This window comes from Leifsonia sp. 21MFCrub1.1, from assembly GCF_900107895.1.
Classification (GTDB): domain Bacteria; phylum Actinomycetota; class Actinomycetes; order Actinomycetales; family Microbacteriaceae; genus Leifsonia; species Leifsonia soli.
Map to the genome: position 1 here is coordinate 3,909,247 of NZ_LT629867.1, position 22,340 is coordinate 3,931,586.

The following is a 22,340-nucleotide window of genomic DNA, read 5'->3' on the forward strand; positions in this document are numbered from 1 at the left end:
CCCCCTCCCCCGGCCGAGATGTGGCGCAAATCGTCGCTATGAGCGCGCCATGACGAAGATGTGGCGCATATCGTCGCAATGAGCGAGCCGCGGCGGGGGTCAGCGCGCGGGGCGCTCCCAGGGGGCCGGGAACGGGAAGTAGCGCTCGAGGAAGTCGGTCACGATCCGCGTCCGCTCCTCGGGGCTGATCTCGGGCTTCGAGCCGTCGTTGAGACAGAACATGTCCTGGTCGCGCCGCTTGAGCAGCCGCCGCATCATGTCGGGCGCCTGCCGCAGCGTCGTCTCGATGTAGAGCACCTTCGCCTGCGTCTGCGTCACCGCCCGCCCGGTCATGAGCGCGTAGTAGTGGTACAGCGAGTTCGTGACGGAGATGTCGGTCGCCGAACGGAAGGGGCTCGCCGCGGTGCGCCGGAAGTCCTCGGCGAACTCGCGCTCCATCTCCCGCAGCACGCTGATGCGCAGCGGGGCGGCGCAGTGCTCCAGGTGCCGTGTCGTCACGGTGCCGAACCGCTCCCAGAGCAGGCGGCGGTTCACGCGCGCGGCGTTCTCGAAGCCGCTGCGCGTCGGGTCGGTCTCGCCGAGCCCGATGCGCGTTCCTGCCTCGACGAACTTGGTGATGCCGCCGGGCGAGAAGAACACATCGGGCGACAGCGGCCGGCCGATGAACATGTCGTCGTTGCTGTAGAGGAAATGCTCCGACAGCCCCGGGATGTGGTGCAGTTGGCTCTCCACCGCGTGCGAGTTGTGCGTGGGCAGCGTCGACGGGTCGGCGAAGAAGTCCTCGCTCCGCATGATGTGGATGCGCGGGTGCTCCGGGTCGAGCCACGGCGGCACCGGGGAGTCGGTCGCGATGTAGATGTTCCGGATCCACGGCGCGAACATGTGGACGCTGCGCAGCGCGTACTTGAGCTCGTCGATCTGCCGGAAGCGGGCCTCGTTGTCGTCGCCCTCCCCGACCACGTACGCCGCCATCCGCGCCGCGCGCTGTCGCTGGTACTCGGCGCTGGAGCCGTCGACCCACGAGAACACGATGTCGACGTCGAACGCGATGTCGCTCGCCAGCGGGTCGAACATGTGCTGGAGGGTGCGCCAGCGCCGCCCGTACAGCTCCACCTCCGCCTCGACCGCCTCGCTGCGGGGAAGGCGCGGCCGCATCAGGGCGTTCTCGCGGGGCGCGGTGATCTCGTCGTCGCCGAACCGCCAGAACTCGAGCTGGAACGCGGTCTCGGCGCCGTACCGCAGCCGGCCGATGGGCTCCAGCCGCGGGCGGTACAGGCGCAGGATGTCGGCCTTGCGGCGGGAGAGCCGGCCGTCGGCGATGAGCAGGTCGTCTCCGTGCTCATCCCTCTCGGGGTCGATGCTGCGCGAGTAGAAGGGCTCGTCGGCGAACGCGGCCGCGAGCACCGCCGACACCTCCTTGCGGCGCCGGCGGTCGAGCGCGACGATCAGGCGGTTGTCGTCGTCGCGGACGAGCAGGTACTCGAGACCGGCCTCGTCGAGCGCGTCGCGCACGGCGAGGAGGTCTTCGATCATGGACTCCCGCGGTGTGAAGGGGCCGGAGACCAGCGTGAAGAGCCCCTTGCGCTGCACGATGTCGTCGCGAGCGAACCGGGGCGCGCCAGGGCCGGGGTCGCGGGTGACGACGACGGGCTCGGGCTGGTCGGAGAGGGATGCGGGAGGATACTCAGCCATACACGCATTACTCTAGGCCGCTCTCGTGGGAGTGCGTTCCGCGGTACGAATCTGCGGCTGCGGTTCTCCGTGCAGGACGACGGCCGACGTGCGCAAGCGTCAGCGGATCGCCGCGGACGTGGCGATCGGCGCCGCCCGCTACGGCCAGGCGGGGGATGCCGTGGTGGCACGGTCGCACCGGGCGGAGTCCTCGACACCTCGATGCCGCTCCGCTAGCCTGCGGGCGTGGAACGCATCCCCCTGTATCGCGAATGGCATGGCGACCCCGACTCGCCGCATCCACCTCTCCTGCTGATCCACGGCGGCGGTTCCACGATCGAGTCGAACTGGGGGATGCTGCTGCCGCTGCTCGCGCCGACGCGATCGGTGCTCGCGGTCGAGCTGCAGGGGCACGGCCGGACGACCTCGGGTGGCCGTCCGGCGAGCTTCGAAGGCTCGGCGGATGACGTCGCGGCCGTGCTGGACGAGCTCCGCCTGGGCCCGGTGGATGTGCTGGGCTTCAGCAACGGCGGCCAGGTCGCTCTGCAGCTGGCGGCGCGGCATCCGTCCGCGGTGCGGCGGCTGATCGCGGCCTCGGCCCCGGTGCATCGAGCCGGGATGGTGGACGGCTTCTGGGACGGGCTCGCCGCCGGGACGTTCGACGATCTGCCCGCGCCGTACCGGGAGGCGGACCTCGCGGTCAGCCGCGACCCCGAGCATGCGCGGCGGATGTTCGACCTCGACCGCGAGCTCATGCTCGGGTTCCAGGACTTCCCCGACGCGCTCCTCGCCTCCGTGTCGGCGCCCACGCTCGTGGTCGGTGCGGATCGTGACGTGGTGCGGGCGGAACACTTCGTCGAGCTGGCGTCCCTGCTGCCGGACGCGCGCCTCCTCATCGTCCCCGGCATCCACGGCGACTACCTGGGCGAGCGTCTCGCCGCCGCGGGCGACCCGGGCCCGCTCCGCCGCACGCTACCGCACCTCCTCGCCTTCCTCGACGCTGCCTGACTCGCGGGGCATTCCGTCTCTCGCTCCTCTCCGCCCCCCGTCGAGTACGCACAAATTGCACGCCCGCGATGCCCTGGGCGTGCAATTTGTGCGTACTCGACGGAGGGGCGGAGAGTCGGGAGGGGTGCGGTCAGCGGGTGACGTCGGCGGCGAGGAGGTCGTCGATCTGGGCGACGGCCTCGCGCATGCCCTCCTCCATGCCCATGGCCACCATCTCGTCCAGCTGCTTCGTGCTGACGAATCGGGTGAGCTGCGTCATGCGGGTGCGTCCGTCACGCTCCTCGAGCGTGGTCGTCATGCGGACGGGCTCCCCGGGCGCCGGGTTGCCGTCGTCGTCGGCGAAGCCGTCGTCCAGCGAGAGCCGGACCGGCGGCTCGATCTCGACGAACCGCCACCAGCCATGGGCTTTCGTGCCGTCGGGCCCGGTCATGTAGTAGGACGCCCGTCCCGCCGGCTCGAACTCGAACACCTCGAACGTGGCAGGCCAGGTCGGCGGTCCCCACCACCGCTCCAGCTGGCGCGGGTCGGACCACAGCTGCCACACGCGCTCCGGCGGGGCGTCGTACTCGGTGACGAACGTGAGCGTCAGCGCATCCACGTCCTTGTTCGACTCGATGAAGGTCATCGCTCGTTCCTCTCTGGTTCGGTGGTGCTCGGCGTGGTTCTGGCCTCCTCGGCGAGGATGCCGTCGATGGCGCGATCGCGACGGCGCCAGATCTCCTCGTAGGCGTCGAGCAGCCGGGACGCACGCCGGATCGTCTCCAGGTCGCCCGAGACGACGCGCTCGCGTCCGCGGGCCTGCTTGCGGACGAGTCCCGCCCGCTCGAGCACGGCGACGTGCTTCTGCACGGCGGCGAAGCTCATGTCGTATCGTCGGGCGAGCTCGCTGACCGAGTGCTCGCCCTGCAGCGACCGCGCGACGATATCCCGTCGGGTCGCATCCGCCAGTGCCTGGAAGATGCGATCGACCTCAGCATCCGTCAACTCATTTACAACCATTTGGTTGTACGTTAGCGCGGCGCACTGCGGGGCGCAACCCCCGGCTGATCGAGTCGCGAGCGGATGCGTGAATTCGCGACGACTGCGGACGTCATCTCGCAACTCAGGGAGGGGTGGCAGGCCGTCCTGACCGGAGTGCTGGATGCGGCGCACGCGCGTCGCGCATCCACTCCATCCTGAGCGGTCCGCGATGCGCGAGGTGCACGCAGGTGCGGGCGACACGCCGCGTCAGACCGCAACAACGTGCACCTCGGGGCGTGGATGCGCGCCTCAGGCGTCCTTCCGCAGCTGCAGGAGCAGCTCCGGGGCGCGTGCGTCCAGCACGCGGCCACCCACGCGCACACCGACGACGAGCAGCACAGCGCCGAGGACGACGCCGGCGGCGAGCCCGAGCCAGCCCCAGATCGCCTCGCGGGTGACCAGGGAGACGACCAGCAGCACGATCTCGGGCAGGCACAGCACGGCCATGACGCCCCACGCGGCGAATGTCGGGCCCAGAAGCGAGATGTTGGCGCCTGGGCGCGACCGGAACGGGTTGTCCCCGGGCTCCGGGACCGGGAAGACGAAGCGAGCAGACGTCACCGCGCAGACGGCGGCGCCGCTGAGCAGCATCCCGAGCGAGAGTCCGAGGAGGCCGGGCGCGGGCAGCCAGTCGCCCTCGAAGGCCGTGGAGCCGATGGAGACGATCACGACGGCGGGGATGCCGAACGTCAGCATCGCCGAGGCACGTCCCCAGCGGTCCGCGCGACCGGGAACGGCCTTCGACACGTGGAGCGCGAACGCGGTCGAGTCGTACGACACGTCGGCGATCATCCCGATGCCGAGGGAGAACGCGACCACCGGACCGGCGGCGAAGAAGTAGCCGGTCGAGTGGTTGATGCTCGAGTAGAACCACATGATCGCCGGCAGCAGCGGGATGACGAGCAGCTGCCGCAGGTAGCGCGGGTCGCGGAACCAGTAGGTCAGGCAGCGTGCCGCGATGGCACCCGCCTGCGTTCCGGGCAGGATGCCGAACAGGCCGGACGTGCCCGGCGCGCGGACGCGCGACGAGGCGCGCGCCGGGGTCACCAGCGAGCGCGCGAGGCCCCAGCGCCACACCGCCCAGAGCACGGCGAAGGTCGCAATGGCGATGAGCAGCCGCAGCAGGGCGCCGAGCGGATCGCCCGCGGCGACGGCGCCGGGCACCGCCCAGACCGCGCCGAGCGGCGACCAGCCGAGACCCTCCGCGACGGCGGGCAGGGCGTCCGCCGACGACCGCAGGCCACTGGTGATGCCGATGATGATCGGGCCGGCGAGGATGAGCGGGATCAGGATGAGGAGCCCGCTCGCCTCACGGAACCGGCGGCCCGAGGACAGCCCGCTCGCGATGGAGGTGACCGCGCGCGACACGACGATGCAGGTCGCGGCGCCGAGCACACCCGTCACCAGGGCGATCAGTGCGACGCCCGGCGAGTGCAGCCAGGGCAGGGCGGTTCCGAGCGAAGCGAGCGTCGTCGCAGCGCCCGCCACGCCGACCGCGCCGCTCAGCAGCATCCCGATCATCAGAGGCCGCAGGGCGATCGGGTAGACCGCGAGATGCCCGGGGTCGAGCGTCTGCTCGACGCCCGAGAGCAGGAGCGGAAGCACCGCCCAGCCGAGCACGGCGGCCGAGCCCGCCAGCACCACGGCCGTCGTCGCGACCTCCGCGGGTGCGAACGACAGGCCGACGAGCGCGCCGAGCACGACCACGAGCCCGACCGCGCCGTAGATCGCGCCGATGACCACGGCCACCAGCTGCCCGGTGCTCCGGCGGAACGAGTTCTTGAGGACGAGCAGGCGGAGCCTTACGAGTGTCGCAACCACTCCGGCCCCTCCCCGACGCGGCGTCCGCCGACCAGCGCGACGAAACGGTCCTCGAGCGTGGATCCCGCGCGCACATCGTCCACCGAGCCCGCGGCGACGACGCGGCCCGCAGTGATGACGGCGACGTGGTCGCACATCCGCTCCACCAGATCCATCACGTGCGACGAGACCACGACCGTGCCGCCGCCGTCGACGTAGGTCCGGAGGATGTCGCGGATGTTCGCGGCGGACACAGGGTCGACCGACTCGAACGGCTCGTCGAGCACGAGCACGCGCGGCGCGTGCACCATGGCGGCGGCCAACGCGATCTTCTTCGTCATGCCCGCGGAGTAGTCGACGACGAGCGTGCCGCCGGCCGACTCCAGGTCGAGCAGCTGAAGGAGGTCGTGGGTGCGCTGCTGCGCGGTCGGGCGGTCCATCCCGCTCAGGAGCCCGGCGTACTCGACCAGCTGCTGGCCGGTGAGGCGGTCGAACAGCCGGACGCCGTCCGACAGCACGCCCACCATGGCCTTGGCCGCCAGCGGGTCCTTCCACATGTCGACGCCGTGGATGAGCACCTCGCCGGCGTCCGGGCGGAGCAGCCCGGTCGCCATGCTCAGCGTGGTGGTCTTGCCCGCGCCATTCGGTCCGACCAGTCCGTAGAAGCTGCCGGACGGCACGTCGAGGTCGATCCCGTCGACCGCGACCTTCTGTCCGAACCGCTTGTGCAGCCCGCGGATCCTGATCGCGAGGCCGTCGTCCTCCGCCACGCGCACCCCCTCACGTCATCCGTGCCGCCCGCACCTCGGACCGCCCGTCCGACCACCCTATCGGCGGGCTGCGACGCGGTGTCGAGGGGTACGGGCGATCCGACACCGGGGCACAGGTCGCGGCACGCCGCGCGCCACTGGTCGCCATCGGCGTGCCGCGCCTGTTCCCGGCGGGGGAGGGACCGCCCGCCGGGGAGTCATCCGGAGGCGCGGCGGGAACGGATGGCGGATCGGCCCTGTTGCCAGGCCGCTCCCAGGGTTCAGACCCCATTCGTCGGGTTGCGTGACTGCGAACTGCGCATCTTCATACTGCAGGCGCTCCTGGCGGCCGACCTCTTAACCATGGTCCGGTCCCGGAGTCAATCCCCCTGACGCGAGAGGATTTGCGTGCGTCGTTAGGGCACTATGAGGACCATGGGAAAACTCGTCTACGGCGCAGGCCAGGAGTATGACCTCGACGATCGAGTGCTCAGCCACGTCAAGCTTGCGATCGTCGCCAAGCTGCGCCGCCACGAGAGCTTTCTGCTGAACTGGGATGTGCCCGTCGAGCAGGGTTCGGGCCGCGTCTCGCTCTGGATCAGCCGCGAGGTTCCGCTGGCGTTCCAGTTCAGCGGAAGCCGTCCGCCCGCCATCAACCCGCAGTGGCTCGAAGCGCTGATGCACACCTCGCAGCGCACCGGCGGCATGGTGATCATGCCAGAGGACGAACTCAGCCGTCACCTTCCCGGCTGACCCCCTCCCTCAGTCGTCGCGTGCGTCGCGCAGGGCCTTCTCCGCTTCGCGGACCGCTCGTTGCGCGTCCGACAGACGGGAGCGCAGCTCGCGTTCGGCGGCGCGTGTCTCGCTCAGATCGTCCGTGATCCGCTGCAGGCGCCGTTGCAGCGCATCGCGCTCGGACTCCAGGTCGCCGCGGTGATCCACCGTCTCGTCGAGCTCGTCGTCGACGGCCTCCGCGTCTTCGCGGGCGCGGGCGAGCGCCTTTTCGGCGGCCCGGATGCGGCGCTGCCGCTCCCGCCGCTCGCTTGGCGACTCGACGGGCTCACCGGACTCGTCGGGCTCACCGGACTCGTCGGGCCCGGCTCCGGCCGATATCTCGTCGCCCGCCTCGGCTGCGCGGCCGCCGCCGCTCCCAGCCCGGCTCTTCGGGCGGCCCGGTCGCGGCGCGGGGAAGTCCTCGATGTCGATCGGGAGGGCGACGGCGTCCGAGACGTCCACCTGCTCGAGGCCGGTGGATTCCAGGGCGCGGATCAGCATCCCGCTGCGCACCGCCGCGGCTGCGGACGGATCGATCACGGCTGCCTGAAGAGTCTCCTCGACCTCGCGCTGCACCGCCGGGCTGAGGCCCAGCCCCTCGGTGGCGCGCTGCAGCAGCCGCTGGCGCTGCTGCGTCAGTGCCCGGATCTCGGCGCGGTCGCGCGACGCGAAGGCGTCGCGCATTCGCGAGCCGATCTGCAGCACATCGCCGACCAGGTCGGGATGCTCACGGGTGAGCGCGTTGATGGCGGCCGCCGACGCCGACGGCTTGCGCAGCGTCTTGATCTGCTGGGCCGTCGACCGGTCGGCGCCCGCCGCGGCGGCGTTGCGACGGGCGATGAAGTCGGCCGGTGCGACCGAGTACAGCTCGCCGGCCACCTCCCGCAGGTCCATGCGGCGAGTGTACGCGCGGGAGGGGTCAGACGCGGGGTCCCTTCGCGGCCTTGACCGCCGCGAAGTACGCGCTCGAGGGGCGGAGCCACATCAGCACGACCGCGACGATCGTCGCGAGAACCTGCAGGAGCCCCGTGCCGAATCCGGTGAGCAGGTTCAGCAGCGAGAGGACGGTGAGCACCGTGAGCACGATGCGCGCCCAGTTCGCTCCGCGACGCATGAAGTAGGCGAAGAGGACGAACACGATGGCCCAGAAGATCAGTGTGACGATCGACCACGTCACCAGGAAGGTGACGGAGGCGTCCGCGACCTGCTGCGCCGTGAGGCCCTTGAGGTCGCCGCCCTGCTGCTCGATGATGCGCACCTGGTCCGCGCGCGAGCCCGAGACGACGGCGATCGTGATGATGCCGCTGACCACGCTCAGCACCGCGCCGACGATGTACAGCCAGAAGGCGATGTTGACCGTCGTCGGGGGTGCAGTCGGCGCGACCGTCGAGGCGCCGGGAACTCCCGCGGCCGGCGGGCTGCTCGGAGGGGGCGGCGGCGCGGCGGGGAAGCCCTGGCTGGGCGGCGGCGGAGGAGGGGTCGGGTCGGATGCCGGCGGCGGGCTGACCGGCTCGCCTGCCCCGGTGGGCCCGGCGGGGCGCGGTGTGCTCTCGTCGTCTGGATTCGTCATGCCGCGACCCTACTCCCGGGCGGATCGGGCTGACTAGGCCCGGCCTGGGCGCCGCGGCGCGCTCGGGGGCGGCTCGTCAGGCGCCGGTCTCCGCCGGCCGGGCGGCGGGAGCGGGCGAGAGCGGCTGGGTGGCCGGCCCCTCCAGCACCGTGCCGTCTGGGGCGAAGCGCGAGCCGTGCAGCGGGCAGTCCCACGACAGCTCGGCGTCGTTCCAGCGCACCACGCCGCCGAGGTGAGTGCACACGGCGGTGAGCGCGCACGTCGTCCCGTCGACCGTCGAGACGGCCACCGGGGTCCGGCCGCGGCGGCCGACCGTTCCGGTGCCCTCGGCGACCGGCTCGTCGCCGACCTCGGGAGCGGTCTGCGCGGACGCCCATTCCGTCACGGCGGCCTTGCCGACTCCCGCGTTCATCGCGACGCCCGAGGCGATGTCGGCCGGCCGGGTGACCCGGTGGTGCATCACCCGCGCCCACTCCAGCGTCTCCCCGGTCAGGTCGGCGGTGAGGCTGAGTGCGGAGGCGATGGCGTTCGTCATCCCCCACTTGTCGTAGCCGGTCGCGAGGTAGACGCGGCCGCGTCCCCGCGGAAGCCAGCCGACGAACGGGATGCGGTTGGCCGACCGGTAGTCCTGCGCCGCCCACCAGTGCGTGCGTTCCGCCCCCGGGAAGGTGCGCTCGGCCCACGTGGTCAGGTCCGCGAGCTTCTCGGCCGGGGAGTCCGCCCGTCCGGCCGGGTGCCCGCTGCCGCCGACGAGGAGCAGGCGGCTGCCGTCCGCCGCCGTCGCGGTGCGGAGCGAGCGGGTGGGCGCGTCGGCCGAGAGGTACATCGCCTCCGGGATGTCGCCGGGCACCCGGAAGGCCGTGACGTAGGAGCGCATCGGCTCGACCTTCGCGAAGTACAGCCCGCGGTCGAGGATGGGCGTGCCCGTCGCGAGGACGACCTGGTCGGCGCGGGAGGTTCCGGAGGTGCTGGTGACCACCGCCGGTTTCGCGGCCGACACGTCGGTGACGCGTTCGCCCTCCACGATCCGGCCGCCGAGCCGCCGGAACTCGGCTGCGAGGGCGGCAAGCACCCTCAGCGGGTGCACCTGCGCCTGGCCGCCCAGAGTCAGTGCGCCCTCCACCGGGAACGGGAGCTCGGTGGTGCGCTCCTCGACGGCGTCGAGTCCCGCCACACGCGCGGCGGCGAGTTCCGCATCCAGCTTGTCCAGCCCGTCGAGCGTCGTCGCGTAGGTGACGGCGTCCCGCGTCTCATACGGAACGGCCTGCTCCTCCAGGAAGTCGAGCAGCCAGCCCTGTCCGGCCGAGTTGCCGTCGACGTACGCGCAGAGCACGGCCTCGGAGGCATGTCGGCGGATGGAGGAGAGCGTCGTGCCCTGCAGCAGGCTCACCTTCCCGGTGGTGTTGCCTGTGGTGACCGCGCCGACGCTGCGCGCTTCGAGCGCCAGAACGCGCATGCCCGAACGGGCCAGCATGAGGGCGGTCGCGAGTCCGGTCAGGCCGGCGCCGACGACGATGGTGTCGTAACGCCCGTCCCATTCGAATGCGTCGGTCGGGATGGGCGGGGAGGTCTCGAGCCAGAGGGACGTCGTCGACATGACACGAGCATCCCCCGTCGACGACCAGGTGGGAAGCGGTTGACTTCAGGCCAGCGAGTCGAAGTCGAACCAGAACGCGTCGTCGTCGTCCTCTCCCGCGACCGCTCCGGAAGCGACGGGGTCGCGCGGGATGGTGGCGGTCTCGATCCGCACGCGCGTCTGCGCGGTGACGAAGATCTCGCTGGGGGGCCTGCTGGACTGCGAGATGGAGACGAAGTCGCCGTCGTTCCTGCTCGCCTGGACGACCCGGGCCTTCAGCTCCTCGACCGGTGCACGGTCGACGAAGGTGAACCTCAGGTCGTCGATGTAGACGTGGAACACCTGCATTAACCTCTCCCGGTCGTCGTTTCCTGCCCGATAGTACGCGGCCCTCCGCGTTGTGCCAGCCCGGCCCCGGCTTCGGATCTGCTCAGAGCAGGTCGAGGTCGACGTCCGGGATGTCCTCCGTCCCGTGCTCGACGAAGGTCGCCCGCTGCGGCGCGAGCGCCGCGATGCGGTGCTCGAACTCCTCGACGAACGGCTCGTCGCGGAGCTCGGCGCCGGAGTACTCGGCGTCCTCCGCCAGCATCTGGCTGGCCGGTCCGAGGAGCAGCAGGACCTCCCCGGTGCCTCCCGAGTCCACCACCACGGGGGCGTGGATCTCGGCGGCGGCGTTGTTCTGAGCCAGCGCGGCGGCGAAGCGCACGATGACGTCGGCGATGTCGTCTCCGGTGAGGAGGGAACCGCTCGCATAGTGGATGCGCTTCATCACCAATCCATACGGTCATCTGACCGAAAGGTCAAGGCTTGCCGAGCGGCCCTTGCGGACGGGAACGGGTGCGCGTTCACTCGCGGGATGACCGACCAGACCAGCATGACCGACCAGACCAGACCGTTGACCGCGCTCGCCCTCGTCTGCACGCTGAAGCCGTCGCCGGGCGAGTCGAGCAGTCAGCTGCTGGCGCGCCAGCTGCTGGACGAGCTGGCCACCCACGATGTGACCGGCACCGCGGTGCGCCTCGTCGACTACGACATCAAGCCCGGAGTGGAGCTCGACGAGGGCGACGGCGACCAGTGGCCGCACATCCGCGAGCAGATCATCGCCTCGGACATTCTTCTCATCGTCACCCCGACCTGGATGGGCCACCTCTCGTCGGTGGCGCAGCGGGCGCTGGAGCGCCTGGACGCCGAGCTCTCCGAGACGGACGACGACGGCCGTCCGCTCGTGGAGGGCAAGGTGGGCATCGTCGGCGTGGTGGGCAATGAGGACGGCGCGCACGCCATCATCGCCGACATCTTCCAGGGCCTCAACGACGTCGGCTTCAGCATCCCGTCGCAGGGCGCGACGTACTGGAACGGCGAGGCCATGCAGACCGTCGATTACAAGGACCTCGACGAGACGCCCGAGTCGGTGGCGAGCACGAACGCCGTCGTGGCGAAGAACGCCGCCCACCTGGCCAGGCTGCTGGCCGAGCGCCCGTACTGACCGGCGCTGAACTGACGGCACTGTACTGACCGCGCTGTACTGACCGCCCCGAACGGAGGCCCGGCTAGCATTGCCGCGTGACCCAACCCGACCCCCGGATCGTCGCGCGCCTTCGGGCGGCGGGATGCGTCTTCGCCGAGGAGGAGGCGCGCCTGCTGATCGAGGCGTCCGGATCCCCCGAGGAGCTCGACGACCTGGTGTCGCGGCGCGTCGCGGGAGAGCCGCTGGAGCCGTTGCTCGGCTGGGTCGAATTCTGCGGGCTGCGGCTGCAGGTCGACCCGGGGGTGTTCGTGCCGCGGCGGCGCACCGAACTGCTCGCGCGCCGGGCTGCGGAGTTCGCCGCTGCGGCGGTCGAGACGTCCGGGACCGCGGTCGTGGTCGACCTGTGCTGCGGTGTCGGCGCGATCGGTGCGGTGGTGGCGGACCGCGTTCCGGCCGCCGAGGTCGTCGCCTCCGACCTGGATCCGGTCGCCGTCGCGTGCGCCCGGCGCAACCTCCCCGGCGGTCGCGTCTTCGCGGGCGACCTCTTCTCAGCGCTTCCGTCCGAGCTGCGCGGCCGCGTCGACGTCCTCGCGGTCAACGCGCCGTATGTGCCGACGGACGCCATCGCCCTCATGCCGCCGGAAGCGCGCGACCACGAGCCGGGTATGGCGCTCGACGGCGGCGCGGACGGCCTCGACATCCACCGGCGGATCGCCGCGGAGGCCGGTGGGTGGCTCGCACCGGGCGGCGTTCTTCTGATCGAGGCGGGGGAGGAGCAGGCGGCCGTCTCGGCTGCCCTGTTCGGTGCAGCCGGCCTTCGCCCGCGCATCGAATCGGACGATGACCTGGGCGCGACAGTGGTCGTGGCGTCCGCGCCATCCGCCTAGCGCTCCGCCGCATCCCTTCACCGCCGCGGACGACGGGACTAGTGTGCGTGCCATGAGCACGCTCGCCGCCGCGCGGCCCATGCCGGCCGACCGCGTCCGTCAGTCCCTCGTCATCGCCGGCACCGTCGTGGCCCTGATCGGTGCGGTCGTCGGCTCCGGGTTCGCCGGAGGGACGCCCATCCCCGAGGTCGCGGGTGGCGCGCTCAGTGCGGATGCGACGCTGCTGGCCCCCGCCGGCCCCGCGTTCGCGATCTGGTCGGTGATCTACGGCGGACTCGTCGCCTACGCGATCTGGCAGGCGCTGCCCTCGCAGGCGGCGCGCGACCGCCAGCGCCGCGCGGGATTCTGGGTGCTCGCCTCCCTGCTCCTGAACGCCGCCTGGATTCTGTCCGTCCAGGCCGGGCAGCTCGCGCTCTCGGTGATCGCCATCGCCGCGCTGCTCGTCGTGCTGATCGTCGCCTTCGTCGTCCTCCGCCGTCACCCGGGCGATTCGACGGCGGACGCCGTGCTCCTGGACGGTGTGATGGGCCTCTACCTGGGCTGGGTGATGGTGGCGACCGTCGCGAATATCGCGTCGCTGCTGCAGGTGGCCGGCTTCGACGGCTTCGGGGGCAGCCCGCACGGCTGGGCGATCGCCCTGCTCGCGATCTTCGCGGTCATCGGCTGTGCTCTCGCGGTCTGGGACGGCGGCCGCTTCGCCCCTGCCATCGCCTCCGCGTGGGGTCTGGCCTGGATCGGCGTCTCGCGCCTGACCGGCACGCTCATCTCGGCGCCGGTCGCGATCACGGCCTTCGCCGCGGCGCTGCTGCTGCTCCTGGTCGCCCTGGCCGTGCGGGTGGCCCGGCCGTCGCGCCGCGCCCGCGCCTGACGGGTTGACGCGACACGCCGTCGCGCGGCGGTCAGCGACGGCGCGTCGCGTCAACTCGATCGCTGGTGGCCCCTCCCGTACGCTGGACCCGTGGGCGGCGTACTGACCGGGTTCGGGATCATCGCCTTCGTGATCCTCGTCGGCTACGTCGCGGGCCGGATGCGGATCGGCGGTCCGACCGCCCCGTTCGTGCTGAACCGGATCGCGTTCTTCGTGACGAATCCCGCTCTGCTGTTCGTCACGCTCGCGCACGCGGACCTGCGGGTCGTGTTCTCGACCCAGCTGCTCGTCGCCGCGATCGCGGCCGTCGCGTCGGCCGCCGTGTTCGTGGCGCTCTCCCGCGCGTTCTTCCGGTCGCCCGCGCCCGAGACGACCATCGGAGCGTTGGGCGCGGGATACGTCAACGCCAACAACATCGGCATCCCGGTCGCCGTCTACGTCCTGGGCAGTGCCTCGTACGTCGCGCCGGTGCTGCTCCTCCAGCTCATCGTGTTCGCGCCGATCGCGCTCACCGTTCTCGACACCACCAGCCGCGGGGCGATGTCGGTGCGCTCGATCCTGACCCAGCCCATCCGCAACCCGATGATCATCGCGTCGGTGCTCGGCATCCTTGTCGACGTGAGCGGCATCCAGCTGCCGGATGCCGTGTACCAGCCGTTCGAGCTGCTGGGCGGCGCCGCGGTCCCGCTCGTGCTGATGGCGTTCGGGATGTCGCTGGTCGGCTCGAAGCCGCTGCAGGCGGGCACCGGCCGCACCCCGATCGTCGTGGCCGTCGCGCTCAAGTCGGCGGTGATGCCGCTGCTGGCCTTCCTGGTGGCCCGGTTCGTCTTCGGCCTCGACGGGCAGGCGCTGTTCGCGGCGGTCGCGCTCGCCGCGCTCCCCACCGCGCAGAACGTCTACAACTTCGCCGCGCGCTACGAGCGGGGGATGCCGGTCGCGCGCGACATCGTGCTGTTCACGACGATCTTCGCCGTGCCGTCCCTGCTGGTGATCGCGGCGCTCCTGGCGCCCTGACCGTCGCTCAGCGGTCGGCGTCGAGCGATCGCAGGTAGTCGGCGTTGCCGCGGATGGCCGCCTCGTAGCGCAGCAGATCCGGGGTGCGGATGCGGTCGGCGGCCAGCTCCATCAGCTCGGCGACCGCGCCGTCGCTGCGCCCGGCCGCATGCAGCGAGAGGGCGTGCCAGACGAGAACGGACTCCGACTCCGGGAACAGCTCGCGCGCCCGGTCGAGCAGGGCGAGCGACTCGTCGAAGCGGCCCAGGTTGCGGAGCGTGCTTCCGTACTGGAGCAGGCAGCGCCGCAGCGTGTCGCCGCCGAGGCCGGCGTCGAGGGCCCGCTCGTAGTATCCCGCCGCCGTCTGCTCCTCGCCCGCGGTGTCGTACGCGCCGCCCACCTCGTAGAGCACGTGCGGATCGGAGGGATGCTCGGCCAGCACGGCACGCAGCGCGGTGATCGTCGGCGCCATATCGTCGCGATCCCGGGCGTCGAACAGATCCTTCAGCCGCTGCAGCAGTGCGGGGTCGGTCGTCTCAGGCACCCGCCCACCCTACTGGCCCGCTCCGATCACACCGCGGAGTGGCGCGGGCAGCTCGTGCGCGGCGAGCTCTGCCGTGAGCACGGCCCCGTAGTGCTCCTTGCGGCCGGAGGTCGTGCCGAAGAAGCGGTGCAGCTGCTGGTCGAGCGACCGCACGCGCTGAGCGGGCTGCTGCTGGAACATCCGGAACAGCCGGAGGTCGCCCTCCCGCTCCAGCACCTCCTCCGTCCGCCGGTGCCCGAGAGCCCGGAGCAGCTCGGCCTCGAGGTCGGGCCGGCACACGAACACCGCGTCGACGGCCAGCCCGGCGCGCTCGAAGAAGCGCACCTCCGCCGCGTCGCAGAGCCCGCGCAGCCGCAGCCCGGCGTCCCGGCCGAGCTCCGCGGCGAACCGGCGCACGCTCATCGCACCGCCCATGGGCACGACCGCGACTCCGCCGGCCGCCAGATCGAGGTCGAGGATGCGCGCGGCGGCGAGCACGGCCGCCCGGTCGCTCGCGCCCTCGACCAGGATCGCCGTGCTGACATCCACCCACTCTCCGGCCACGGTCACATTGTGCCCTCGCCATCGACCCCTGTCGCGGTCGCTGCGCCGCGCGTACGGTGCGAACCATGAAGATCATCACCTTTGCCGCAGGAGTAGCCGTCGGCTTCATCATCGGATCGCGCGCCGGACGCGGCGCGTACGAGGACCTGCGCCGCAAGTGGCGCGGGTTCGCCGACTCGGACACCATTCAGCACGTGAAGGGCGACGTCAAGGACTTCGCCGGACGTGCGGCGTCCGACGTCGGAGACAAGGTCAGCGAGACCGTCAGCAAGGTCACCGAGAAGGCGACCTCCAAGATCGACGAGGTCACGGGCAAGAGCGGGAACGGCTCCGCCTCGGCGTCGCCCACCGCCTGAGTCAGGCTCCCTCGGGCGGGTGGGCCAGCAGGTCCACCCGCTCGGCCAGGTACGCCTCGAAGCCACGGGCACCCGCATCCCCCGCGGACGGGCTCCAGCGCACCAGCGGCTGCCCGTCTCGGAGGAACAGCGGCCCGGTCGCGGCGCGCAGCGCGGACGCGTCGAGGGGAATGACCGACGCGTCGAAGTTCACCGTCTCCCCGTCGCGGAAGCGCCCGCGGGCGGCGGCCGCACGGAGGGACCGCCGCTCCTCCGCCGACGCCGACTGATACTGCGGGCGGCCGGGAGGCGTCGCCCGTACCAGCGTGCCGGTCGCGCGCAGCGTTCCGTCCGCATCCAGGAGGAACACGCCGAGACGCCAGACCCGGCCGATCCCGCGCAGCACGGGCTCGCGCCGGATCAGGAACCGGCGGTGGGCGGGCACGTACTCGGCCAGCGCCTCGTCGCGGGCACCGGCGGCGGTCAACGTCGCGACGGCGCCGGCGACGGCCGCGCGGATGCGCTCGACGGCCCGGTCGTCCTCGGTGCCGTCCCTCTCAGAACCCACGCCAGAAGCCTATGGGCGTGCCGACGATGTCCCGATCACGCCGTCCGGATCGAGAACGAATTGTCGTCGGTCACCAGCAGGAGCTCGACGCCCTCCTCGTGACGCAGCACCACCAGGGCCGACGCGTCGGTCGCCGCGACCCGCTCCACCTGGTTCAGGAAGATGCGGGCCATCTCGTCCGTGACACGGAAGTCGCGGCCCAGAGCGTTGACGATGTACCTCGACCGGGTGGAGGGACGGCGACCCAGCGCCGTCTCCTGGGCGAAGTCGTCGACGGCGAGGTGGAAATCTGGCGTCATGGTCATCGGGGGCTCCTTCTCTGGCCCGGCCGACGGTAGTCGCCGGGAACAGGGACGGACAGGGGCTTGACGCGGGGTTAGATGGGAGACATGAAGACGTTCACCTTCCCCCGAACCGACATCACCGCCTCCAACATCGTGCTCGGCCTGATGCGGATCTCGTCCCTCGACGACGAGCAGATCCGCACGCTCGTCCGCACCGCCCGCGACGAGGGCATCACCATGTTCGACCACGCCGACATCTACGGCACCGAGCGGCACGGCTGCGAGCGCCGGTTCGGCGACGCGGGCGCGATCCCGGCCGCCGAGCGCGACCAGGTCGTCATCCAGTCCAAGGTCGGAATCCGCGACGGCTTCTTCGACTTCTCGCGCGAGCACATCCTGCGCTCGGTGGACGAGTCGCTGGAGGCCCTGAAGACCGACTACCTCGACATCCTCCTGCTGCACCGCCCGGACACGCTGGTCGAGCCGGACGAGGTCGCTCTCGCCTTCGACGAGCTGCAGAGCGCGGGCAAGGTCCGGGCGTTCGGCGTCTCCAACCAGACGCCCGGTCAGATCGAGCTGCTGCAGCGGTCGCTGTCGCAGCCGCTCATCGCCAACCAGGTGCAGCTCAGCATCACCCACGCGCCGCTCATCGCGCAGGGCGTGGCCGCCAACATGGCGGGCCTCGACCAGTCGATCTCGCGCGACAACGGGATCCTCGACTACGCGCGCCTGCACGACATCGTGCTGCAGGCCTGGTCGCCGTTCCAGAAGGGCTTCTTCGACGGCGTCTTCCTCGGCGACCGCGAGAACTACGCCGAGCTCAACGACGTGATCGACGAGCTGGCGGAGAAGTACGACGTCACCCCGACGGCGATCGCGGTCGCCTGGATCACGCGGCACCCGGCCGGCATGCAGGTCGTGCTCGGAACGACCAACGACCAGCGCGTGCGCGACTCGGCGGCCGGATCGGAGATCCCGCTGACGCGCCAGGAGTGGTACCGGCTGTTCACGTCGGCGGGCCACATCCTGCCGTAGCCACCGACGGGCGAGAAAGGGAGGAGGATGCGCGCCCGGGAGCGGCATCCTCCTCCCTTTCGCGTCTCCCGCGGCGGGTCGGAGCCGGATCTCATCCGTCCCCGACACCCGCCGCGGGTGGGCCAAGGGCGTCGCCCCAGCGAACACCCCCGGCGGGGCGGATTGGGGACGCGAGCGGCGCCGGGATACGGTCGAGGCGTGGACGACGAACGGGTGTCCCTGCCGCGCCGGCTCGCCAGGCGGGTGCGACTCGCACACGTGGCCGCCATCCGCGCGCGCCTGGTGCGTCCCCTCGACGGCCGTCAGGGCTCCGTAGCCGGCCGCCGCCCGCTGCGCGTCCTGCTGATCGGCTCCGGACCGGTGGTCGGCTGGGGCGTCGGCAGTCACGATCTCGCACTCCCCGGTGCGGTGGCCCGATCGCTCGCCGCTGCGACCGACCGCGGCGCGGTGGTCGACGTCGTGCCGCACCCGTCCGCGGGCGTTCGCAAGCTGCACCGGATGCTCCATGCGGCGGACATCGACCGCTACGACGCCGTCGTGCTGAGCGCCGCGGTCGCCGACGCACTCCGTTTCGCCGAACCGCACGCCTGGGGGACGCAGCTCCACCGGCTGCTCACCGACGCCCATCGGCGCGGTCCCCGAATCGTGCTGTGGCTCGGGGCGCAGCCGATCCGCTCCATCCGCCCGTACGACACCCCGTCCGGCCGGCTGGCCGACGCGCACGCGGACCTCCTGAACGCCGTCGCCCGCGCAACCTGCCACGACACCGGCAGCCTGTTCGTGCCGCTCGCCGCACCTCCGCGTGTCGGCGGCCGCCGTCACCGCACCCCCGGGGACTATCTGTTCTGGGCCAGGCAGATCGTTGACGCGCTGGCTCCCGCTCTCCAGGAGTGCGCCGCCCAGCGGGCGGTGCCCACCCCGCAGAGCGCCGCCCGCGTCGGGGCGATCGAGCGCCTCAAGCTGAGTCGCCGTGGGGGTGATGCGCGCCTCGAGGGAATCGTCGGAACGGCCAAGCGCACCCTGGGCACGGAGATCGCGATGTTCACCGTGCTGGACGACGCACGGGAGTGGCCGCTGGCGTCCACCGGCTCCGTGTTGGAGTCGATCCCGATCGAGCAGTCGGCGTGCATCCACACCATCCAGACGCCCGACGGGATGGTCGTGCTGAACGCCGTCGAGGACGAGCGGTTCGCCGGCAACGCCCTCGTGGCCGGCCCCGCGGGCCTGCGGTACTACGCCGGCTACCCGGTCGAGGCCCCGGACGGGACGCGCATCGGGGCGCTCTGCGTCTTCGGGCGCGCGCCGCGGGAGCGGGCCGACGGCGAGGCCGACCTGGACGTGCTACGCGAGCTGGCGCTCCTGGCCCAGCGCGAGCTGTGGCGCTGGGAGCCGACCGCCGAGGTCTGAGGACCCCGCGGTGGCGCGGTCAGCGCTCCAGCGCGGTGAGCAGGCGGTCGAGCGAACCGCCGAGGCCCCAGCGCCCGGAGAGCGGCGTCAGCGCCGCGCGCCGTTCGGGAGTCGTCGCCGGGACGCGCGCGTCCACCGTCGGCAGCGACAGGTCGCGGACGACCTCGACGACGCGCGGAGCGACGGCCAGGTAATCGGAAGCGGCGGCGAACCTCGCACGCGCAGCCGGCTTCATGCCGCTGGAGGAATCCTCCGCCGCCGCGATGATGCCGGCGAGGTCCCCGTAGTCCGCGAGCAGGGCGGCCGCCGTCTTCTCGCCGACGCCCGCGACACCGGGAAGGCCGTCGGAGGTGTCGCCGCGCATCGCCGCGAAGTCGGCGTACTGGTCGGCGCGTACGCCGTATTTGCTCAGGACGACGTCGCCGGTGACGAGTTCGAGGTTGCTCATGCCGCGAGCGGTATAGATCACTCGGACTTCGCGCTCGTCGTCGACGAGCTGGAACAGGTCGCGGTCGCCCGTCACCACATCCACAGGACCTGCGGTGGTCGTGGCCAGCGTGCCGATCACGTCGTCGGCCTCGTGCTCGGCCGCCCCCACGATCGGGATGCCGACGGCGTCCAGCACCTCGCGGATGACGGGGACCTGCGGCACGAGGGCCTCGGGTGTCTCTTCGACGTCGACGCCGCCGGAAACGACCTGCGCCACCCGGTGTTCCTTGTAGCTCGGAATGAGATCGACGCGCCAGCGCGGACGCCAGTCGTCGTCCCAGCAGGCGATGAGCGCATCCGGCCGGTAGTCGGTCACCAGCTTGGCGATGATGTCGAGGAACCCGCGGACCGCATTGACCGGCATGCCGTCGGGCGCCTTCACCGTGTCGGGCACGCCGTAGAACGCGCGGAAGTAGAGGGAGGCGCTGTCGAGCAGCATCGTTCGGCCGGTCACGCCCCGATCCTGACACGTCCGGCCGTCCACCGGAACGCCTCCACTGGAACGCCTCCGCCGAACGCTTCCGCCGGAGCGTGCGCGGGCGCTAGGGTCGGCGCATGGCCGGAACCGTCGTCGTCGAACGCACCGCCCGCATCCAGGCGAGCAGGGAGCGGCTGCTGCCGCTGCTGTCCCGGCTTCCCGAGTGGACGAAGTGGTCGCCGTGGGAGGACATGGATCCGGACCTCAAGCGCGAGTACGCGGGCGAACCGGGCGCGATCGGCTCGACCTACACCTGGTCGGGTAACCGCAAGGCCGGCGCGGGGGCGATGCGTGTGACCGCCGTCGACGACGACGGCGTGGGCATCCACCTCGACTTCACGCGCCCCTTCCGCTCGTCGAACGAGCTGAGGTTCGTGCTCGAGCCGGAGGGCGACGCGACGCGGGTGACCTGGCGCATGGAGACCCCGCAGAAGCTCTACACGCGCTTCGTCAGCCTCGACAAGCTCGTCGGCGGCGACTTCGAGAAGGGTCTCCGCAATCTGAAGCAGGTGGCCGAGGCGGCGTGACCGCGCGCGTCCTCCCGCTTCGCTAGCGTGGGGGAGTGACCTCCGCCCCGCTCATCGTGTCCGCCGTCGCGGTGGTGCGCGACCGCCGCGTGCTCATGGTCACCGCCCGCCGGCGGGACGTGTACTACATGCCGGGCGGCAAGGTGGATGCGGGCGAGACCGCGGCGGAGGCGGCGGCCAGGGAGGCGTTCGAGGAGGTCGCGCTCCGGCTCGCGCCCGACGACCTCGAGGAGCTGTTCGAGGTGCGGACGCAGGCGCACGGCGAGCCGGACGGCCGCCAGGTGCACATGCGCGTTTTCCGGGCGTACACCGACGACGAGCCGGCGCCGTCGGCGGAAGTCGACGCGGTCCACTGGACCACGAGCGCCGATGCCGACCGCTGCCCGCCCGCCGGCCGAGAGGTGCTGCGCAGGCTGGTCGGGCTCGGCCTCATCGACTGAGGTCGCATCCACGGGGATGTGCCCTACGCGAGGGCTGGCAACCGTAGCGAGCTGCCGCCAGGCTGGTGCCATGGCGCGAACGCACGAGTTCCGGTTCTCCGGCAATGCCGACTTCGACTTCGAGATCCGCACCACGATCGGTCAGGCCTTCAGCGGCGCCGCCGACATCGGCGAGGTGCTCGCCGCGGTCGAGGGGGTCGGCGAGAAGGACCACGACGGCTGGTTCCGGGCGTGGCTCGGCCTCGGCGACCGGATCGGCGCGCAGGCGGACGCGTCGGCGACGGCCGGTCACGCGGTCAGTGCGGCGAGTGCGTACCTGCGTGCGGCCTCGTATTACGCGACCGCCCTGAACGCGGTGGCCTCCCTGCCGACCGAGGACGAGTTGCTGCCGACGTTCCGCAAACACCGGGCCGCCTGGGACCGCTGGGTCGATCTCGTCGACCTCGACATCGCGCGCGTCGAGATCCCCTACGGTGACACCACGATGCCCGGTTACCTGTTCCGTGCCCCCGGCGCCGCCAGGGAGAGCCGCCCTCTGCTGGTCGTCGCCAACGGCAGCGACGGGGCGCTCACCAGCCTGTTGTCGTCGGCGGTGTCTGGGGCGCTGCGGCGCGGGTATCACGCGCTCGTCTTCGACGGCCCGGGCCAGCAGTCCATGCTGTTCGAGCGGAACGTGCCGTTCCGGCCGGACTGGGAGGCCGTGCTGACGCCGGTCCTCGACTTCGTACGGGCACAGGACGGCGTCGACGCCGACCGCGTCGCCCTCTACGGGATCAGTCAGGCCGGCTACTGGGTCCCGCGCGCGCTCGCCTTCGAGCACCGGTTCGCGGCCGCGATCGCCGACCCGGGTGTGGTGGATGTCTCCACCTCCTGGACCGAGCACCTCCCCGCGAACATGCGCACCCTCCTCGACGACGGGCAGGACGAGAAGTTCGACCGCGACATGCAGCTGGGCATGAAGTTCTCGCACGAGCTCGCGTCCACCTGGACGTTCCGCGCCCGTCCGTACGGCACCACGGGCTACGCCGAGACGATGCGCGCGGTTCTCCAGTACAACGTCACGGAGGTCGCGGCTCGAATCACCACTCCGCTGCTCATCACGGACCCCGAGCACGAGCAGTTCTGGCCCGGGCAGTCGGAGCAGCTGGCCGCCCTGACGCCGGACGTCTCGACGCTCGTCCGGTTCACCGAGGCGGAGGGGGCGGACTTCCACGTCCAGCCCCTCGCGCGGGCGCTCACCGAGCAGAGGATGTTCGACTGGCTGGACGACCGGCTGGGCCGCTGACCGGCCTCGGCCGGCTCTTGC

The 22,340-nt window shown here is 71.7% G+C and carries 27 protein-coding genes; 12 read left to right on the top strand and 15 right to left on the bottom strand.

Features of this window, described 5'->3' with window-relative positions; all coding sequences use genetic code 11:
- Window positions 1–99: 99 nt before the first annotated feature.
- Complete coding sequence (locus tag BLW09_RS18610; protein WP_089916361.1) at window positions 100–1,692, bottom strand: stealth family protein; 1,593 nt, start codon at window positions 1,690–1,692, stop codon at window positions 100–102.
- 225 nt (window positions 1,693–1,917) lie between these two features.
- Between BLW09_RS18610 and BLW09_RS18620 the strand changes: the two genes are divergently transcribed.
- Window positions 1,918–2,679 (top strand): alpha/beta fold hydrolase, encoded by a 762-nt coding sequence (locus BLW09_RS18620; protein ID WP_089916366.1) that lies wholly within the window; start codon window positions 1,918–1,920, stop codon window positions 2,677–2,679.
- Between the two features lie 130 nt (window positions 2,680–2,809).
- Here the strand turns inward: BLW09_RS18620 and BLW09_RS18625 are convergent, their stop codons facing one another.
- The 4 genes from BLW09_RS18625 to BLW09_RS18640 form a co-directional block, all read right to left on the bottom strand.
- Window positions 2,810–3,304 carry an SRPBCC family protein gene (locus BLW09_RS18625; protein WP_089916369.1) on the bottom strand — a complete coding sequence of 165 codons (495 nt, stop codon included), beginning with the start codon at window positions 3,302–3,304 and terminating at the stop codon, window positions 2,810–2,812.
- Window positions 3,301–3,678, bottom strand: coding sequence for an ArsR/SmtB family transcription factor (locus BLW09_RS18630; protein ID WP_089916370.1), 378 nt, complete (start codon window positions 3,676–3,678; stop codon window positions 3,301–3,303). Before BLW09_RS18630 ends, BLW09_RS18625 begins: the two co-directional genes overlap by 4 nt.
- Before the next feature lie 270 nt (window positions 3,679–3,948).
- Window positions 3,949–5,520, bottom strand: a complete 1,572-nt coding sequence (locus BLW09_RS18635) for a transporter (RefSeq protein ID WP_089916373.1) — start codon at window positions 5,518–5,520, stop codon at window positions 3,949–3,951.
- The gene (locus BLW09_RS18640; RefSeq protein ID WP_089916375.1) at window positions 5,502–6,275 is read right to left on the bottom strand and encodes an ABC transporter ATP-binding protein; all 774 of its coding nucleotides are present in this window, start codon (window positions 6,273–6,275) and stop codon (window positions 5,502–5,504) included. Before BLW09_RS18640 ends, BLW09_RS18635 begins: the two co-directional genes overlap by 19 nt.
- Before the next feature lie 408 nt (window positions 6,276–6,683).
- On the opposite strand from BLW09_RS18640, the gene BLW09_RS18645 reads away from it, so the two are divergent.
- Window positions 6,684–7,001: a DUF7882 family protein gene (locus BLW09_RS18645; RefSeq protein WP_089916380.1), complete on the top strand. Its 318-nt coding sequence runs from the start codon at window positions 6,684–6,686 to the stop codon at window positions 6,999–7,001.
- A 9-nt stretch (window positions 7,002–7,010) separates the two neighbouring features.
- Here BLW09_RS18645 and BLW09_RS18650 read toward each other — a convergent pair whose 3' ends face one another.
- The 5 genes from BLW09_RS18650 to BLW09_RS18670 form a co-directional block, all read right to left on the bottom strand.
- A complete protein-coding gene (locus tag BLW09_RS18650; RefSeq protein WP_089916384.1) occupies window positions 7,011–7,916 on the bottom strand; it encodes a hypothetical protein in 906 nt (301 codons plus the stop codon).
- A 25-nt stretch (window positions 7,917–7,941) separates the two neighbouring features.
- Entirely contained in the window at window positions 7,942–8,592 is a 651-nt protein-coding gene (locus BLW09_RS19225; RefSeq protein WP_231946953.1) for a hypothetical protein, read from the bottom strand.
- Between the two features lie 76 nt (window positions 8,593–8,668).
- Complete coding sequence (locus BLW09_RS18660) at window positions 8,669–10,189, bottom strand: FAD-dependent oxidoreductase (RefSeq protein ID WP_089916387.1); 1,521 nt, start codon at window positions 10,187–10,189, stop codon at window positions 8,669–8,671.
- 45 nt (window positions 10,190–10,234) lie between these two features.
- Window positions 10,235–10,516 (bottom strand): hypothetical protein, encoded by a 282-nt coding sequence (locus BLW09_RS18665; RefSeq protein ID WP_089916390.1) that lies wholly within the window; start codon window positions 10,514–10,516, stop codon window positions 10,235–10,237.
- An 82-nt stretch (window positions 10,517–10,598) separates the two neighbouring features.
- Window positions 10,599–10,937 (bottom strand): hypothetical protein, encoded by a 339-nt coding sequence (locus BLW09_RS18670; protein WP_089916392.1) that lies wholly within the window; start codon window positions 10,935–10,937, stop codon window positions 10,599–10,601.
- Between the two features lie 105 nt (window positions 10,938–11,042).
- On the opposite strand from BLW09_RS18670, the gene BLW09_RS18675 reads away from it, so the two are divergent.
- From BLW09_RS18675 to BLW09_RS18690, 4 genes are all read left to right on the top strand, one after another.
- On the top strand, window positions 11,043–11,654 hold the full coding sequence (locus tag BLW09_RS18675) for a flavodoxin family protein (protein ID WP_089917098.1): 612 nt from the start codon (window positions 11,043–11,045) through the stop codon (window positions 11,652–11,654).
- Window positions 11,655–11,731: 77 nt separating this feature from the next.
- Entirely contained in the window at window positions 11,732–12,523 is a 792-nt protein-coding gene (locus BLW09_RS18680) for a putative protein N(5)-glutamine methyltransferase (RefSeq protein ID WP_089916396.1), read from the top strand.
- Between the two features lie 52 nt (window positions 12,524–12,575).
- A complete protein-coding gene (locus BLW09_RS18685; RefSeq protein ID WP_089916398.1) occupies window positions 12,576–13,391 on the top strand; it encodes a TspO/MBR family protein in 816 nt (271 codons plus the stop codon).
- Between the two features lie 90 nt (window positions 13,392–13,481).
- Window positions 13,482–14,405: an AEC family transporter gene (locus BLW09_RS18690; RefSeq protein WP_089916400.1), complete on the top strand. Its 924-nt coding sequence runs from the start codon at window positions 13,482–13,484 to the stop codon at window positions 14,403–14,405.
- Window positions 14,406–14,412: 7 nt separating this feature from the next.
- Here BLW09_RS18690 and BLW09_RS18695 read toward each other — a convergent pair whose 3' ends face one another.
- Window positions 14,413–14,928 (bottom strand): tetratricopeptide repeat protein, encoded by a 516-nt coding sequence (locus BLW09_RS18695; protein ID WP_089916403.1) that lies wholly within the window; start codon window positions 14,926–14,928, stop codon window positions 14,413–14,415.
- Window positions 14,929–14,937: 9 nt separating this feature from the next.
- A complete protein-coding gene (locus BLW09_RS18700) occupies window positions 14,938–15,471 on the bottom strand; it encodes a TOPRIM nucleotidyl transferase/hydrolase domain-containing protein (protein ID WP_231946954.1) in 534 nt (177 codons plus the stop codon).
- A gap of 65 nt (window positions 15,472–15,536) precedes the next feature.
- On the opposite strand from BLW09_RS18700, the gene BLW09_RS18705 reads away from it, so the two are divergent.
- A complete protein-coding gene (locus BLW09_RS18705) occupies window positions 15,537–15,827 on the top strand; it encodes a hypothetical protein (RefSeq protein ID WP_089916407.1) in 291 nt (96 codons plus the stop codon).
- A 1-nt stretch (window position 15,828) separates the two neighbouring features.
- Here the strand turns inward: BLW09_RS18705 and BLW09_RS18710 are convergent, their stop codons facing one another.
- Together BLW09_RS18710 and BLW09_RS18715 are read right to left on the bottom strand one after the other, a co-directional pair.
- Window positions 15,829–16,374, bottom strand: coding sequence for a hypothetical protein (locus BLW09_RS18710; RefSeq protein WP_089916409.1), 546 nt, complete (start codon window positions 16,372–16,374; stop codon window positions 15,829–15,831).
- A gap of 35 nt (window positions 16,375–16,409) precedes the next feature.
- Window positions 16,410–16,679, bottom strand: a complete 270-nt coding sequence (locus BLW09_RS18715) for a TetR family transcriptional regulator (protein WP_089916412.1) — start codon at window positions 16,677–16,679, stop codon at window positions 16,410–16,412.
- Window positions 16,680–16,763: 84 nt separating this feature from the next.
- Here BLW09_RS18715 and BLW09_RS18720 point away from each other — a divergent pair, with 84 nt between their 5' ends.
- Together BLW09_RS18720 and BLW09_RS18725 are read left to right on the top strand one after the other, a co-directional pair.
- Window positions 16,764–17,693, top strand: coding sequence for an aldo/keto reductase (locus tag BLW09_RS18720; protein ID WP_089916415.1), 930 nt, complete (start codon window positions 16,764–16,766; stop codon window positions 17,691–17,693).
- 198 nt (window positions 17,694–17,891) lie between these two features.
- Window positions 17,892–19,100, top strand: a complete 1,209-nt coding sequence (locus BLW09_RS18725; protein ID WP_089916417.1) for a GAF domain-containing protein — start codon at window positions 17,892–17,894, stop codon at window positions 19,098–19,100.
- Window positions 19,101–19,119: 19 nt separating this feature from the next.
- Here BLW09_RS18725 and BLW09_RS18730 read toward each other — a convergent pair whose 3' ends face one another.
- Window positions 19,120–20,028, bottom strand: a complete 909-nt coding sequence (locus tag BLW09_RS18730) for a 5'-3' exonuclease (RefSeq protein ID WP_089917101.1) — start codon at window positions 20,026–20,028, stop codon at window positions 19,120–19,122.
- Between the two features lie 116 nt (window positions 20,029–20,144).
- Between BLW09_RS18730 and BLW09_RS18735 the strand changes: the two genes are divergently transcribed.
- The 3 genes from BLW09_RS18735 to BLW09_RS18745 all read left to right on the top strand — a co-directional run bounded on the left by BLW09_RS18735 (window position 20,145) and on the right by BLW09_RS18745 (window position 22,319).
- A complete protein-coding gene (locus BLW09_RS18735) occupies window positions 20,145–20,594 on the top strand; it encodes an SRPBCC family protein (RefSeq protein ID WP_089916420.1) in 450 nt (149 codons plus the stop codon).
- Window positions 20,595–20,629: 35 nt separating this feature from the next.
- Window positions 20,630–21,034, top strand: a complete 405-nt coding sequence (locus BLW09_RS18740; protein WP_089916423.1) for an NUDIX hydrolase — start codon at window positions 20,630–20,632, stop codon at window positions 21,032–21,034.
- A gap of 70 nt (window positions 21,035–21,104) precedes the next feature.
- Entirely contained in the window at window positions 21,105–22,319 is a 1,215-nt protein-coding gene (locus tag BLW09_RS18745) for an alpha/beta hydrolase family protein (RefSeq protein ID WP_089916425.1), read from the top strand.
- Window positions 22,320–22,340 lie beyond the last annotated feature (21 nt).

What these genes read in the sequence shown, in the direction of transcription:
- BLW09_RS18685 (WP_089916398.1), top strand. Translation starts at nt 12,576, where the DNA reads ATGAGCACGCTCGCCGCCGCGCGGCCCATGCCGGCCGACCGCGTCCGT.
- BLW09_RS18630 (WP_089916370.1), bottom strand. Translation starts at nt 3,678, where the DNA reads ATGGTTGTAAATGAGTTGACGGATGCTGAGGTCGATCGCATCTTCCAG.
- BLW09_RS18745 (WP_089916425.1), top strand. Translation starts at nt 21,105, where the DNA reads ATGGCGCGAACGCACGAGTTCCGGTTCTCCGGCAATGCCGACTTCGAC.
- BLW09_RS18660 (WP_089916387.1), bottom strand. Translation starts at nt 10,189, where the DNA reads ATGTCGACGACGTCCCTCTGGCTCGAGACCTCCCCGCCCATCCCGACC.
- BLW09_RS18610 (WP_089916361.1), bottom strand. Translation starts at nt 1,692, where the DNA reads ATGGCTGAGTATCCTCCCGCATCCCTCTCCGACCAGCCCGAGCCCGTC.
- BLW09_RS18715 (WP_089916412.1), bottom strand. Translation starts at nt 16,679, where the DNA reads ATGACCATGACGCCAGATTTCCACCTCGCCGTCGACGACTTCGCCCAG.
- BLW09_RS18665 (WP_089916390.1), bottom strand. Translation starts at nt 10,516, where the DNA reads ATGCAGGTGTTCCACGTCTACATCGACGACCTGAGGTTCACCTTCGTC.
- BLW09_RS18670 (WP_089916392.1), bottom strand. Translation starts at nt 10,937, where the DNA reads ATGAAGCGCATCCACTATGCGAGCGGTTCCCTCCTCACCGGAGACGAC.
- BLW09_RS18705 (WP_089916407.1), top strand. Translation starts at nt 15,537, where the DNA reads ATGAAGATCATCACCTTTGCCGCAGGAGTAGCCGTCGGCTTCATCATC.
- BLW09_RS18645 (WP_089916380.1), top strand. Translation starts at nt 6,684, where the DNA reads ATGGGAAAACTCGTCTACGGCGCAGGCCAGGAGTATGACCTCGACGAT.
- BLW09_RS19225 (WP_231946953.1), bottom strand. Translation starts at nt 8,592, where the DNA reads ATGACGAATCCAGACGACGAGAGCACACCGCGCCCCGCCGGGCCCACC.
- BLW09_RS18730 (WP_089917101.1), bottom strand. Translation starts at nt 20,028, where the DNA reads ATGCTGCTCGACAGCGCCTCCCTCTACTTCCGCGCGTTCTACGGCGTG.
- BLW09_RS18735 (WP_089916420.1), top strand. Translation starts at nt 20,145, where the DNA reads ATGGCCGGAACCGTCGTCGTCGAACGCACCGCCCGCATCCAGGCGAGC.
- BLW09_RS18720 (WP_089916415.1), top strand. Translation starts at nt 16,764, where the DNA reads ATGAAGACGTTCACCTTCCCCCGAACCGACATCACCGCCTCCAACATC.
- BLW09_RS18625 (WP_089916369.1), bottom strand. Translation starts at nt 3,304, where the DNA reads ATGACCTTCATCGAGTCGAACAAGGACGTGGATGCGCTGACGCTCACG.
- BLW09_RS18675 (WP_089917098.1), top strand. Translation starts at nt 11,043, where the DNA reads ATGACCGACCAGACCAGACCGTTGACCGCGCTCGCCCTCGTCTGCACG.
- BLW09_RS18650 (WP_089916384.1), bottom strand. Translation starts at nt 7,916, where the DNA reads ATGGACCTGCGGGAGGTGGCCGGCGAGCTGTACTCGGTCGCACCGGCC.